The 13,239-nt window shown below is 62.2% G+C and carries 15 protein-coding genes and 1 tRNA gene; 7 read left to right on the top strand and 9 right to left on the bottom strand.

Annotation, left to right across the window (positions count from 1 at the left end; genetic code table 11):
* Positions 1 to 98 precede the first annotated feature (98 nt).
* Complete coding sequence (locus BLS51_RS14195; RefSeq protein ID WP_090188735.1) at positions 99 to 977, top strand: AraC family transcriptional regulator; 879 nt, start codon at positions 99 to 101, stop codon at positions 975 to 977.
* Here BLS51_RS14195 and pabB read toward each other — a convergent pair.
* The 3 genes from pabB to BLS51_RS14180 are packed head-to-tail and all read right to left on the bottom strand — an operon-like array spanning position 974 to position 4,168.
* On the bottom strand, positions 974 to 2,842 hold the full coding sequence (pabB, locus tag BLS51_RS14190; protein WP_090188739.1) for an aminodeoxychorismate synthase component I: 1,869 nt from the start codon (positions 2,840 to 2,842) through the stop codon (positions 974 to 976). The two genes, BLS51_RS14195 and pabB, sit on opposite strands and share 4 nt — an antisense overlap.
* On the bottom strand, positions 2,842 to 3,417 hold the full coding sequence (slmA, locus tag BLS51_RS14185) for a nucleoid occlusion factor SlmA (protein WP_090188742.1): 576 nt from the start codon (positions 3,415 to 3,417) through the stop codon (positions 2,842 to 2,844). Before slmA ends, pabB begins: the two co-directional genes overlap by 1 nt.
* Before the next feature lie 25 nt (positions 3,418 to 3,442).
* A complete protein-coding gene (locus BLS51_RS14180) occupies positions 3,443 to 4,168 on the bottom strand; it encodes an HAD-IA family hydrolase (protein ID WP_229207685.1) in 726 nt (241 codons plus the stop codon).
* A gap of 35 nt (positions 4,169 to 4,203) precedes the next feature.
* Between BLS51_RS14180 and BLS51_RS14175 the strand changes: the two genes are divergently transcribed.
* Positions 4,204 to 5,103 carry a TraB/GumN family protein gene (locus BLS51_RS14175; RefSeq protein ID WP_229207686.1) on the top strand — a complete coding sequence of 300 codons (900 nt, stop codon included), beginning with the start codon at positions 4,204 to 4,206 and terminating at the stop codon, positions 5,101 to 5,103.
* A gap of 23 nt (positions 5,104 to 5,126) precedes the next feature.
* Here BLS51_RS14175 and BLS51_RS14170 read toward each other — a convergent pair.
* A tRNA-Thr gene (locus BLS51_RS14170) sits at positions 5,127 to 5,201 on the bottom strand.
* Positions 5,202 to 5,248: 47 nt separating this feature from the next.
* Entirely contained in the window at positions 5,249 to 6,175 is a 927-nt protein-coding gene (gene argB / locus BLS51_RS14165) for an acetylglutamate kinase (protein ID WP_090188749.1), read from the bottom strand.
* 113 nt (positions 6,176 to 6,288) lie between these two features.
* Between argB and BLS51_RS30245 the strand changes: the two genes are divergently transcribed.
* Positions 6,289 to 6,507, top strand: coding sequence for a cysteine-rich CWC family protein (locus BLS51_RS30245; protein WP_090188754.1), 219 nt, complete (start codon positions 6,289 to 6,291; stop codon positions 6,505 to 6,507).
* 21 nt (positions 6,508 to 6,528) lie between these two features.
* Positions 6,529 to 6,864: a hypothetical protein gene (locus BLS51_RS14155; RefSeq protein ID WP_090188759.1), complete on the top strand. Its 336-nt coding sequence runs from the start codon at positions 6,529 to 6,531 to the stop codon at positions 6,862 to 6,864.
* A 1-nt stretch (position 6,865) separates the two neighbouring features.
* Here BLS51_RS14155 and BLS51_RS14150 read toward each other — a convergent pair whose 3' ends face one another.
* Positions 6,866 to 7,930: an extracellular catalytic domain type 1 short-chain-length polyhydroxyalkanoate depolymerase gene (locus BLS51_RS14150; RefSeq protein ID WP_090188764.1), complete on the bottom strand. Its 1,065-nt coding sequence runs from the start codon at positions 7,928 to 7,930 to the stop codon at positions 6,866 to 6,868.
* 9 nt (positions 7,931 to 7,939) lie between these two features.
* Complete coding sequence (locus BLS51_RS14145) at positions 7,940 to 8,329, bottom strand: CopG family transcriptional regulator (protein WP_090188767.1); 390 nt, start codon at positions 8,327 to 8,329, stop codon at positions 7,940 to 7,942.
* Positions 8,330 to 8,416: 87 nt separating this feature from the next.
* Between BLS51_RS14145 and BLS51_RS14140 the strand changes: the two genes are divergently transcribed.
* The 3 genes from BLS51_RS14140 to BLS51_RS14130 all read left to right on the top strand — a co-directional run bounded on the left by BLS51_RS14140 (position 8,417) and on the right by BLS51_RS14130 (position 10,581).
* Positions 8,417 to 8,632, top strand: coding sequence for a DUF1289 domain-containing protein (locus tag BLS51_RS14140; RefSeq protein ID WP_090188770.1), 216 nt, complete (start codon positions 8,417 to 8,419; stop codon positions 8,630 to 8,632).
* Positions 8,629 to 9,537 (top strand): MBL fold metallo-hydrolase, encoded by a 909-nt coding sequence (locus BLS51_RS14135; protein ID WP_090188773.1) that lies wholly within the window; start codon positions 8,629 to 8,631, stop codon positions 9,535 to 9,537. The genes BLS51_RS14140 and BLS51_RS14135 overlap by 4 nt, the downstream gene beginning before the upstream one ends.
* 90 nt (positions 9,538 to 9,627) lie before the next feature.
* Entirely contained in the window at positions 9,628 to 10,581 is a 954-nt protein-coding gene (locus BLS51_RS14130; RefSeq protein ID WP_090188776.1) for an NAD(P)H-dependent flavin oxidoreductase, read from the top strand.
* Here the strand turns inward: BLS51_RS14130 and BLS51_RS14125 are convergent.
* Both BLS51_RS14125 and BLS51_RS14120 read right to left on the bottom strand, forming a co-directional pair.
* Positions 10,578 to 12,047, bottom strand: coding sequence for an amidohydrolase family protein (locus tag BLS51_RS14125; protein WP_090188780.1), 1,470 nt, complete (start codon positions 12,045 to 12,047; stop codon positions 10,578 to 10,580). The two genes, BLS51_RS14130 and BLS51_RS14125, sit on opposite strands and share 4 nt — an antisense overlap.
* A gap of 60 nt (positions 12,048 to 12,107) precedes the next feature.
* On the bottom strand, positions 12,108 to 13,205 hold the full coding sequence (locus tag BLS51_RS14120; protein ID WP_090188784.1) for an AraC family transcriptional regulator: 1,098 nt from the start codon (positions 13,203 to 13,205) through the stop codon (positions 12,108 to 12,110).
* Between the last annotated feature and the right edge of the window lie 34 nt (positions 13,206 to 13,239).

The raw sequence follows: 13,239 nt of genomic DNA, 5'->3' as shown, positions 1-13,239 counted from the left end.
GTGTTGATGACGACCATTTTCGTGCTTGCGGGCCTGGCAGCGGTAGCAGGATCTTCCGCAAAGCTTGCACGATCCTCCGCACGTGCACATAATGGCGGATGACCCAACTTCCATCATTCCGCGACGCAATTGCCCGGCACGCGCCGGAGGATGGCACGTTTGCCTGCGCCATTCCCGGCCTGAAGCTTATCCGATGCTCCGCGCCGACCTTGCCGATGCCGGTGGTGTACGAACCGACTGCCTGCTTTGTGGCGCAGGGCCGCAAGCGCGCCACGCTGGGCGCCAGCGTATTCCATTACGATCCGAGCAGCTATCTGGTGGCGTCGGTCGGCCTGCCTGTCATGGGCACGGTGATCGAGGCCAGCGTGACGCATCCCTACATGAGCATCCAGCTGGATCTCGATGCGGCCGACCTCGGGGAGCTGGCGCTTAACTATCCACAGCCTGCGGAAAGCGTGCCGGCGGCCGGCCTGACGCTGAATCAGATGACGCCTGGACTGTTGGATGCGGCCACGCGGCTGGTCGGGCTGCTGGATACGCCGGACGATATTGCCGCACTGGCGCCGCTGGCGGTGCGCGAAATCCTCTACCGGCTGCTGACCGGTCCGAATGGCGGCGCGATCTACGCGCTGACGCAGGCCGATAGCCGCCAGAGCCAGATCGCCCGCGCCATCCTGTGGATACGCGCGCACTTCAAGGATGGCTGGCGCATTGATGACCTGGCCGGCATCGCCGGCATGAGCCGGTCGGCATTCCATGAACACTTCAAGGCCATGACGGCAATGAGTCCGCTGGAATTCCGCACCCAGCTGCGGATGCAGGAAGCGCGCCGGTTGATGGTCAGCGATGGTCTGGATGCCGCCAACGCCGGCTATCACGTTGGTTACGATAGTCCGTCGCAGTTCAGCCGTGACTATTCGCGCCTGTTCGGCGCATCGCCGGCAAAGGATGCCAGCCGGCTGCGCCTGGCCAGTTAGGCGAGCGTCGCCCGCAGCGCGCCGCGCAGCGCGTTGCAGAGGATGATCTCGTCGGCGCTGTCCAGCATCGCGCGGGTGATGACGGCTTCGCTGGCGTGCCAGTCCGGATCGTCCAGCAGCACGCCGCGCATCACGCCCGGCAGCACGCCGGCGCTCAGCGGTGGCGTAAGCCATTGGCCGTTGATGCGGACGAAGACGTTGCTGCGGCCGCCCTCGGTCAATTCACCGCGTTCATTGAAGAACAGGGTGTCGAACGCGCCTTGCGCTTCGGCGTCGCGCCAGGCGGCGTCGTAGCGCTGGCGAATGCTGGTTTTGTGACGCAGGAACAGGTCGGCGCTGCTGCTGTGGTCTTCGGCCAGCAGCACGCGTACCGGCTCGGCCAATGGCGTCAGCGGCGCGTGCTGCACCGAGAACGCGCCGGCGTCGCTGAGTGCGAGCCGCAGGCGGTAGGCGGCGTGCTGCGGCTCCAGCATGGCGCAGGCGGTGTCCAGATAAGCAGCAGCAGCGTTCTCATCCCAGGGGAAGCCGAAGTAGGCCGCTGATGCCGCCAGCCGTTTCAGGTGGCGCGCGCGATGGCGCACGCCGCCGGCCGGCGTGGCGCGCATCGTTTCGAAGAGTTCAAAATCGTGTTGCAGGCCGGTGAGGAAGCGCGCCTTGAGCTGGCACTCGGCGTATTCGGCGCTGGCGTCGCTGTCGAAGACGATGCCGGCGCCGACGCCCATCTCGCCGCGCTGCACGCCGTCCGCGCCGGGAGGCTGCAAGGTCAGCGTGCGGATCGGCACCGACATGCAGAAGTTACCAACCTTGCCATCAGCGCGTGGATCGAACCAGCCGATGGCGCCGGTGTAGATGCCGCGCGCATCCGGTTCCAGCTCGCGGATGATTTCCATGGTGCGGCGTTTCGGTGCGCCGGTGATTGAGCCGCACGGGTAGAGCGCATCGAAGATGTCGGCCAGTGTGACGTCGTCGCGCTGCCGCGCGGTGATGGTGGAGGTCATCTGCAGCACGCTGGCATAGCGGTGCACCTCGAACAGCGCGGGCACGTCGACGCTGCCGGTGACGGCGACGCGGGCGATGTCGTTGCGCAGCAGGTCGACGATCATCAGGTTCTCGGCGCGGTTCTTGGGATCGGCGGCGAGGTTGGTGGCGCGCAGGATGTTTTCCGCCTGCTGCTTCGGCGGCGCGGCCGGGGCTGTGCCTTTCATCGGGCGCGCGGTCAGTTCACCGTCTGCATGGCGCACGAACAGCTCGGGCGACAGCGACAGCACGGCGCTGCCGTCGTCCAGCGCGATCAGCGCGCCGTAAGGGACCGGCTGGCGGCCACGCAAGCGGGCATACAAGGCATGGATGCCGCCAAACGTGTCAAAACGCAGCCTGAAGGTGTAATTGACCTGGTAGGTGTCGCCAGCCGCAATGTAGTCGTGGATGCGCGCCAGGGCGGCGCTAAACGCTTCCTGATCGATGTTCGGCTGAATGTTGGCCACACCGGCCGGCCGGTCGATCGGGAAGGAGCGGGCGGCCAGCCAGTCGCCGACTTCGGTGGACGACAGCAGCGCGCAGTCGCGGAACAGCAGCACCCGCGCCAGCGGTGGCATCGGCGCACTGGCGGGCGCTGATGCGCTGCGCGGCGCGGCGGCTGGCGGTGTCAGTGCCAGCAGCGCTTCGCCAAGTTCGTACGCGCACACGGTGACCGCGTATTCGCCGCGCGCCAATGCCGCCTGCATCTGCTCCAGCAGTTGCGGCCAGGCGGCGATGTCGTCGCAGCGCAGCGTGCCGGTGTGGCCGGTGTACAGGCGCGAACGGCCGCCTGACAGCGCGGCTTCCGGGCTGGCGTCGTCCAGCAGGGCGAAGACTTCGGTGTTCATTACGAGAGCAGTAACGTGATGTGCAGCGCCGCGTCCTGCGACGGATTGTGCTTGAAGCCGCTCTTGGCATAACGGTGCCAGCGGCCGATGACGAAGCTGGTCAGCATCGCCGCGCGCGCGGTGCTATCCGCTTCGTGTGCCTGCCCTTCGCTGGCGGCCAGGCGCAAGGCCTGTTTCAGCGCCAGCTCGACGCGGTCATAAAACTGGTTCATGCGCAGTTGCAGGCGCTCGTCCTCGTTGACCAGCGCGTCGCCGATCAGCACCCGCGCCATGCCGGGATTCTGGCTGGCGAAGTTGAGCAGCATGCCGACGATATCGCGTGTCTGCGCCAGGCCGTCGCTCTGGCGCTCGGCGATCTGGTTAATCAGGCCGAACACCGTCGATTCGATGAACTCGATCAGTCCCTCGAACATCTGCGCCTTGCTGGCGAAGTGCCGGTACAGCGCGGCTTCGGAAAACTCCAGCTTGCGCGCCAGCGCAGCGGTGGTGATCTTGTCGCCCTTGGGTTGTTCCAGCATCTCCGCCAGCGCCTGCAGTATCTGCAAACGGCGCTGGCCTGGCGGTGTGCTTGCCATATGATCTCGCGATTAAAAGTGTTGGTCAGCGCAGCTGGTGCAGGCGTGACGGCAGGTTCCTGACAGATTTTACTTTGACATCGACATAAGCGGGGCGAATCAGCCTTTTTTGCGGATGCGCCAGGCCGGCGGTGTCGCCGATGGTCAGGTACTGCGTGACCCAGGCGGTGCGCATGCCGAGCTGGCGCGCGCTGCGCAGGTTGGCCAGCGTGTCTTCGACCAGCACACAGCGGGCCGGCGTCAGCTGGTGGCGGCGCATCAGCTTGCGCAGCATCAGCTTCGATGGCTTGGGACGCATGTGGCGGTGCACCGTCATCGCTTCCACCGCGATGTGCTGGTGGAAGTGGCGCTGCAAGCCCAGGTGCTTCAGCACTTGTGTCGAGTAGCGGTGTGGCGCATTGGTCAGCAGGATTTTGCGGCCGGGCAGGCGGCGCAGCAGCTGGCGCAGTCCGCGCTCGGCGCGGATCATCGCATGCAGGTCGTCGAAGCGGTGGGTTTCATCAAGAAAGTGCGCGGCCTTGACGCCATGGTGCTTGACCACGCCCAGTGTGGTGGCGCCGTAGCGCTGCCAGTACAGCGTGCGCGTCGCGTTCACCAGTTCGTCGCTGGCGGGCGTGACGCCGTCTCCCAGCAGGCGCGCGAGATAGGTGTTCATGCCAGCCATGATCGCGGGGAAGATGGCGTGCGAGGCGTTGTGCAGCGTGTTATCGAGATCAAACAGCCACACGGGCGAGGAGCGGGTAATATTCACGTCAGTTCACGTCATCTCTACCAATAAAGGAAATCATGCAGCGCCAGATTATAGTGATGTTCTGCAGTTTGTTCTTGTTTGCCTTCGGTCCCGCCTGGGCGGCGGAGCCGGCTGCGGCGCCGAATCGCGGCGCGCTGTTCAAGGTGCAGCAGAACGGCCATACGCTGTATTTGTTCGGCACCATCCACGTCGGCTCCAAGGATTTCTATCCGCTGGAGCCGCGCCTGGCCGGCCTGCTGCAACAGGCGCCGGTGCTGGCGCTGGAAATCGATCCGCTTGGCGATCCGCAAAAGCTGGCGCGCGCGGTGCAGAAGCACGGCTTGAACAGCAAGGGCATCACCGGCCTGACGCCCGCCTGGCGCCAGCGCCTTGATCGCTTGCTCAAGCAGTACAACATCGAGCCGGAGTCGGTGGCGATGATGAAGCCCTGGCTGCTGGCCAGCCTGCTGACGGTGAGCGAATTTGCCGCGCAAGGCTATGAGGCTGGTCTGGCGGTGGATGCGCACCTGTCGAAACAGGCGCATGCCGCCGGCCAGAAAATCCTCGAACTGGAATCGGCCGATGGTCAGATGGCACTGTTCGACAAGATGACGCCGGCCGAGCAACTGACCTTCCTGCAGGAGGCCATCAACGGCATCGAGGACAAGGAGCAGAGCGCGCAGGCGCGCGAGATCGCCGATGCCTGGCGCACCGCCGACGCGAAGGCGCTGGAGGCATTGGCGCTGAAGGCGGAGCAGGACGACACCTTCTCCGGCCGCTTCGTGCAGAAGGTGTTGCTGGATGGCCGCAATCCGGCGCTGGCCGATGGCATGGTCAAGCTGATGGCGCGTGCCAACAACAGTGTGGCGGCGATCGGCGTGCTGCACCTGGTGGGCAAAACAAGCGTACCGGAGCTGCTGCGCAAACGCGGGCTGACTGTCGAACGAATTTACTAAGTGGGGGAGGGTGCTGCGAGAAGTGGTGCCCTTTACGTGGATTGAACACGTGGCCTCTCCCTTACCAAGGGAGTGCTCTACCACTGAGCTAAAAGGGCATACAAATGTGGCGGTTTCACCGATGTCCGGCGATACCGCCTTTTTTTCAGTGAGACCGGATCATAGTGCCAAAAGCTTGTTCGGTCAAGACTTCGAGCAACAAAGAATGCTCAATCCGGCCATCGATGATGTGCACCGTGTTGACGCCGGACTTTGCTGCATCCAGGGCTGATGAGATTTTAGGCAGCATGCCGCCGGAAATCGTGCCGTCTGCGAACATCTCGTCGATCTCGCGCGCCGACAGGTCGGTCACCAGATTGCCCTGCTTGTCCTGCACGCCGGCGATGTTGGTCATCATGATCAGCTTTTCGGCTTTGAGGATTTCGGCGATCTTGCCGGCCACCACGTCGGCGTTGATATTGTAGGCCTGGCCATCCTGGCCAAAGCCGATTGGCGAGATGATCGGGATGAAGGCGTCGTCCTGCAGTGCTTTAACCACGGCCGGATTGATCGCTTCGATTTCGCCGACGAAGCCGATGTCCAGCGTCCGGCCTGGATTTTCCTTGTCCGGCATGGCCATCTTGCGGGCGCGGATCAGGCCGCCGTCCTTGCCGGTCAGGCCGACTGCCTGGCCACCGTAGTGATTGATCAACATCACGATGTCCTGCTGGACTTCGCCGCCCAGCACCCATTCGACGACTTCCATGGTTTCTTCGTCGGTGATGCGCATGCCTTGCACGAAAGTGCCTTGCTTGCCGATTTTCTTCAGCGCGTTGTCGATCTGCGGACCGCCGCCGTGCACGACTACCGGGTTCATGCCAACCAGTTTGAGCAAAATGACATCGCGGGCGAAGCCGTGTTTCAGGCGTTCGTCGGTCATGGCGTTGCCGCCGTATTTGATGACGATGGTTTTGCCGTGGTAATTACGGATGTAGGGGAGCGCTTCAGCCAGAATTTGCGCCTTGATCCGTGGTTCAACGGAAGTCAGGTCGTCGGCGTCATTGCCTAGGTTCAGATTGGTCAGTTGGGTCATGGCGATTCCGGTAGAAAGATTTTGGGCGCATTTTACAGCCTGTGGCTGCACTCAAGCACGCATTATAGGGCCATCCGGTTGTATTTTCCCGGAAGCTCCGATACGCTGCGGCGATGAGTACCTGTTCCCGCTGCGGCACGCAGTTCTCCTGCGCAATGAAGGACGCCGATCCGGCCGCTCCGGCAGAGCCGTGCTGGTGCACGTTTTTGCCGCCCGCGCTGCCGGTCCCGTCCGTCGCCGGCGCCAGCTGCTGGTGCCCGGCGTGCCTGACGCAGCACATCATTGACCATCCTCAAACGGCAGCCAATACACCGCCCGACAATAGCGCATAACCCATCGCTGGGAGCGCTGAAATGCACCCGACCTCGCTTGACAAGCAAAGCGGCGCGGCGGACGATGACCACATCGTTCGCATCGTGCGGCTGGAGACTCAAATGGATAACGTTGCCGGTGCGCTGCTGGCCCTGCAGCGCACGCAAGAAATGCATCACCAGGCGATGCTGGCTGGATTCGAATCGCTGCGCAACAAGATCGATGACGTCCAGCGCTACCTGATCGATCGGCAGGACCGCGCGGAAGAGCGTCTGGACAAGCGCATCGACAGACTGGTGTACTGGATGGCCGGCCTGACGATCACCAATCTGCTGACAATGATCGGCTTGATCCTGAGAGTGGCTGGCGCGATCTAGCTCAGCTCACCGTGCGGAAGAAGCGCAGCATTTCACGGCTGGCGTCCGGCCCTTTGGCGTCGGTGTAGGTGCCGAGTTCGCTGCCGCCGGACCAGGCGTGGCCGGCGCCGTGCACCACCCAATGCTCGCCCACCGGTGCGCCATCCGCCGTGGTATGCGTGGTCTGCGTGTAGCGATAGCCGTTCGGCACCGCGCCGGATTGCACCTTCGGCCGCACGCCGCGATGGTGATGCAGCCGCTGCGCCATCACCTGCTCGCCATTGCGCGGATTCACCGTCGTATCGCTATCGCCATGGAATACGATAATGGGCTGCGAACCATTGCCCGCCTTGGCCGCCGTATTCACACCACGCTTCATCGCCGACAAGGCCGACGGCAAATCCTGCGCCGACGCAAACGGCAAGCCCGAATGCACGCCCACTGCCGCAAACAGTTCCGGATACAGCGTGCCGGCTATCACCGCCATCGCGCCGCCTGCCGACAAGCCCGCCACATACACCTGCCGCTCAATCACCGGATATTCGTCGATCACCTGCCGCGCAATGCCGGCAATGATGGACGGCTCGCCCTGGCCGCGCTGCTGATCGATCGCATTGAACCAGTTCCAGCACTTCGAATGGTTGGCCTGCGCGGTCTGTTCCGGATACACCACCAGCCAGCCCATTTCCTCCGCCAGCTGATTCATCTGCGTGCCGGCGGCGAAATCGTCCGGATTCTGCGTGCAGCCGTGCAGCATCACCAGCAGCGGCATCGCCTGGCCGTGATAGCTGGCCGGAATGTACAGCTTGTAGTTGCGCGTGCCCGCATGGTTGCTATAGCTGCCGGCGACAAACTGCGCACCGGCCGGCAGCGGATGCGCCGGCGCCGGATGCAGCACCGAGCCGATGTCGATGGCCCGGTCCAGGTTGGCCTGCAAATCGAGCTTGATGCCCATGCGGTTCAGCATGTCCTGGGCAAATTCCTCCGGCCGCTGCACCTGCTGCTGCGCGTGCTTCTGGAGATGCATATTCTTGTCGATAAAATGCTGCGCCGCCTCGCGCATCTGCTTTAGAAAATTGAGTTTCATGGCATTCCTTTAATGGATGCGCGGCGCCAATGCCGCCTTGAGGACGGCGCTGGCGTGCAGCGTACCGAGTACAACGATGGATTCGATGGTGGCCAGCGCCAGTTCCACCGATACATCGCTGGCGATGCTGGCCATGCCGAGCACCTGGATTTGCAGCCGCTGGCCGGCTGTCTGCAACGCTTCCAGGTCGGCGCGCGAATAATGTTGCATGCCTAGCACCAGGCTTTTGCGCGCCACAGTCTGCCGCACCACATCGGCATGCAGGTTCAGCTGATTGCGGATCGCCGTGCGTATCAAATCGGTACGGTTAGAGTAAAACCCTTCCTGCACCAGCAAGTCAATCTGGCCTAAATCGATAGGACCAAGATTGATGGTAATTTTTTCTGATTCGGCCGCCATGGATTCCCCATCTGATAACCATCTGTATGGATGGTAGTTTAGAACTGAATCGAAGCAAGTCAAGGGACTTCGCGGCATAATAGCGTCATGAGCGAAGTAACTAACATACTGCCGTCGCCGGTGCCATCGCCGTGCGTCAGCCTGTGCAAGATGGACATGGAGCGGCGCTATTGCATGGGCTGCCTGCGCACCATCGAGGAAATCGTCGCCTGGGGCAAGGCCAACGATGATTACAAACGCGCCGTCTGGGCCGAGTTGCCGCAGCGGCGTGCAACCATCCACTTCGACGACGAGGAACGATGAGCCTGCTGCCGGATACGATACAGGTGCTTGAGCGCGGTTGGTTGTCATCCAACAACATCATGCTGCTGGGCCGCCATGACACGGCTATTATCGATACCGGCTATGTCAGCCACGCGCCGCAGACGCTGGCGCTGGTGCGCCATGTGTTGCATGGCCGCCACCTGGACCAGATACTCAACACGCACCTGCATTCCGACCATTGCGGCGGCAACGCCATATTGCAGGCCCACTTCGGCTGCCAGACCTCGATCCCGGTGGCCGAGGCCGACAAGGTGCGGCATTGGGACGTGGATGCGCTCAGTTTCAAGGCCACCGGCCAGCGTTGCGACCGCTTCACCTTTGACGCCACCGTGTCGCCCGGCGACGTGTTGCGGCTGGCGGACATGGAATGGCAGGCGCTGGGCGCTCCCGGCCATGATCCGCATTCCGTGATGTTTTACTGTCCTGAAGTAAAGGTGTTGCTTTCCGCCGACGCTTTGTGGGAAAACGGCTTTGGCGTGATCTTCCCCGAGCTGGACGGCCAGTCCGGTTTTGCCGAGGAACGCGCCACGCTGGACCTGATCGCAGGGCTGGATGTGGAGGTCGTCATTCCTGGTCACGGCGCGCCGTTCACCGATGTGGCCGGCGCGCTGGCCCGTGCGCGGTCACGACTGGACTACCTGTCCGCCGATCCGGTACGCAACGCGCAGAACGCATTGAAGGTGCTGCTCAAGTTTCTGTTGCTGGAACGCCAGCGTATCGCCCTGGCGGATGTGCCGGCGTTGTTGACCTCAATGCCGGTGTTTGCGGCGGCTAACAACAACTATCTGAAGCAGTCGCCGGAAGAACTGGGACGTTGGGCCAGCAGCCAGCTGGTACGTGCGGCCGCTGCACGCATCGAGGGTGAGTACTTACTTAACGAGTAATTGTAGAGGGATTGCCCTAGTTCTGGCACGGTCGTACTATTTTCGATCTATAATCGGTTGAACCGATCAACTCACGTCAGCGAGCACGCCATGACCTTGCCTGCAGTCCTGCAAAACCTCACCCTTCCCGTCATCGCTTCGCCGATGTTTATTGCCAGCGGTCCCAAGCTGGTGGCGGCCCAGTGCAAGGCTGGCATCGTCGGCTCCTTCCCGGCGCTGAACGCGCGCCCGGCCGAGTTGCTGGATGTGTGGCTGACCGATTTGCAGAAGGAACTGGCAGACTTCCAGGCGGCCAACCCGGACAAGCGCGTCGGCCCGATCGCCGTCAACCAGATCGTCCACCAGTCGAACGACCGCCTGGCGCATGACGTCGAAGTGTGCGTCAAACACCAGATTCCGATCATCATTTCCTCGCTGCGTGCGCCGCCGAAAGAGATGCTGGACGCCATCCACAGCTACGGCGGCATCGTGCTGCACGATGTGATTTCCATCCGTCACGCTGAGAAGGCGCTGGAAGCTGGCGTGGACGGCCTGATCCTGGTGGCTGCCGGTGCTGGCGGACATGCCGGCCCGCTGTCGCCGTTTGCACTGGTGGGCGAGGTGCGCAAGTTCTTCAAGGGACCGATTGCCCTGTCGGGCTCGATCGCCACCGGTGATGCGATTCTGGCGGCGCAAGCGATGGGGGCCGACTTCGCCTACATCGGCTCGCGCTGGCTGGCGACGCAGGAATCCAATGTCAGTGACGGTTACCGTGAAGCGATCGTGGAATCGACTGCGGCGGATATTGTGTATTCCAACCTGTTCACCGGCGTTCACGGTAACTACCTGAAGAAATCGATTGTCGCCGCCGGCCTGGACCCGGACGCGCTGCCAACTGCCGACAAGACCGCAATGAACTTCGGCTCCAGCAGCGCCAAAGCCTGGCGCGACATCTGGGGCGCCGGCCAAGGCGTCGGCCTGATGAACGACATCCCAACCACCGCAGAGATGGTCGAGCGCCTGAAACGCGAATACGACGCCGCTCGCGCGCGCCTGGCGCTTTAATTACTGCGGTCCACTGCCAGGGTGGCGCGCGGCGCTGGCTTGCCGCGTATCCAGATGGTGTCTACCGTGTCGTAGGCGCGGATGTCTTTTAGGGGCGATTCTTTCATCAGCACGAGGTTGGCCACTTTGCCCGGTTCGATGGTGCCCAGGTCCTTGTCCAGATGGAAGGCGCGCGCGTTGTTGATGGTGGCGGCCTTGAAGATCTGTTCCAGCGACAGGCCGGCGTTGCGCAGGTTTTGCATTTCCAGGTAGCCGTTCAAGCCGGGTATGTTGCCGTAGGTGGGCGACGATGGTGTGTCGGTGCCGAACAGGAAGTTGGCGTTTCTGCTCGCCAGATAGGCAACTACCTGGCGCTGGCGGCGTAGCGGCGCTTCCATGCCTTGGCGCACGGCTTCGTCGGTTTCTCCCTCTTCCGCTACTTCTTCCTTGAACCAGTTGCCTTCCGGCGTTTTCAGCCAGGCCAGCATGGCTGGTGGCAGCAGTTTTGCCAGCGCCGGAGTATTCAGGTAGTCAGGATCGACGTAGGCGCGCAGACCAAACAGCACTTGCATGGTCGGCTGGTAGCCGATGTTGTTGTCGACGACTTTGTCGAGCAACTGCCGCACTTCGTCGGGCAACTCCTTCGAATTATTCAGCGCTCCCCAGTGCCACATGCCGTGCGCCAGTACATCAGCACCACCGTTGACGGCAAAAGTCTGCGATTCCAGCGAATTGCCATGGGTGACCAGCACCAGGTTGGCCTGCCTGGACAGCTGACGCACTTCTCCATACATTGCCGTGCTCATCACCGGCAGGTTGCGCTGGTTGCCGAAGCCGCGCTCGTAATGGGTCTTGAGGCAGATCGCATGGTCGGCCTTGACCCGCGCCACGCCTTTCGCAACGGTATAGTCTTCCGCTTTGTACTTGGCCGGGATGCGGTCCTTTTGCGCCGGATCATAAATGAAGTTGGAGAACATCTGAAAACGCTTTTCCGGCGCAATGAAGGCAGACGGGTAACCGTTTGCGATCACCAGCGGTGCGCCGCAATCATAAATGTCCGGATGCAGCGGCATGGCTTTCACGCGGTCGATGAATTCGCGGCTGCCGGCAGCCAGATCAATCACTGTTGTATAGCCGTAATAGAGGTAAGATCGCGGCATTTGCGCGAAGTACGCATCCGCCATCGCCGTCATCTGCGCGGATTGTGCGAAACTCATGCCCGGCACGGCGAACAAGTGTACGTGGGAGTCAATCAGGCCGGGCGTCAGGTAATAGCCTTTGCCGTCGACGCGGGTGGCGCCGGCTGGCGCTTTGCTACCCAAGCCACGTTCGACCCGGACGATGCGCTCATTGTCGATCAGCACGCTGCCGGTTTCAATGCGATCGATTTTTTCTGGCGATACCAGCTTGACGTTGGTGATCCAGGTCTGGCCAGCAATGGCTGGTGCGCAAACCAGCAAGCTGGCGATAAATTGGGCAATTTTCATGGCGGCTCCGTGTGGTGATGGAGCCAGTGTGGCGATGCGGGACGCGTTTGGCGTCTCACATCATGATTTGGCACGTGCTACGCGAAATTCGCCCGGCGTCAGGCCTGTATATTTTTTAAATGCGCGGTTCATCGCGCTTTTGCTATTAAATCCCGCGATCAAAGACAGGTCGAGAATGCTGACGCTGGCTTGTTGCGGGTCGTGGAGAGCGGTTTTCAGCGCATCGACACGGTAGCGATTGAGGAAATCGGTGAAATTGGCGCCGCAATGCTGGTTCAGCAGCTGCGATAGTTCATGTGGCGTCATCGCTACCTGCACCGCCAGATCTTCCAGCTTGAGTTCGCCATTGCGATAAGGCTGTTCCTGTTCCATGCAAGTGCCAAGTCGTGCCAGAAAGGCGTCGAGGTCAGTGGTGGATAGCTGCTTGTCGGCGTAGCGTGGCTTGGGCGGCGGCAAAGTTTGAGGACGATAGCCCAGCGGCAGGCGCATCGCCGTGTAGGCGGTGGCGAAGACGAACAGCATCAGCGCGCCGCCGTCCACCGCTTCCACCGACAGCGGCAAGTCGGCATCGACAGCCGCCATGGCCACCGCCAGCACGCTGAGACCGGCGCTGAACAGCCAGATGCGCATCAGCCGGCGCAGATCGGTCACCAGTGCGGAATCGCTCGGTACGCGTTGCACCAGCCGGTGGCTGGCGCGCAGGTAAAAGAAGAGGATGGCCATTTTGACCACCGCGAACAAGGCCAGATACCAAGGCCAGCCGTCATAGGCGCGCATCCAGGCCAGTTTTTCGTCTGCCGGGCGCAAGTAGAACGGCAGCATCGCGAGTGTGGCGACGGCAAATGGCAGGAAATGCAGCGTGGCGCCCCGGCCCAGCGGCTGGTCCGACAGCATGGCGTGCAGGTAGAGATAAAGCAGCGGCCCCACCGCCAGCCCAAGCGTGACAATCGCCAGCGCGCTATGTGGATAAGCCTGGTACAGATGATTCAGCCCCAGCCAGGCATGGCCGATGATTGCTGAAAAAATGAGCAGCAGTGCGGACAGCAGCCGGTTGGCGGTGCGCATCTCCGGCTGACGAGGGTTCAGCAAGGCGATGCTGAGGAACACCGCTTGCGCGATGGCGGCAAGAAAGAGCCAGGAGATGATCGTGTTAATCATCAGTCCATCCTGCCATCATCCGCCGCAGATGGCA

The organism is Duganella sp. OV510, assembly GCF_900100205.1.
GTDB lineage: Bacteria > Pseudomonadota > Gammaproteobacteria > Burkholderiales > Burkholderiaceae_D > Rugamonas.
Note: the sequence above shows the minus strand (reverse complement) of the source record. Positions and strands in the feature narration are given on the sequence as shown.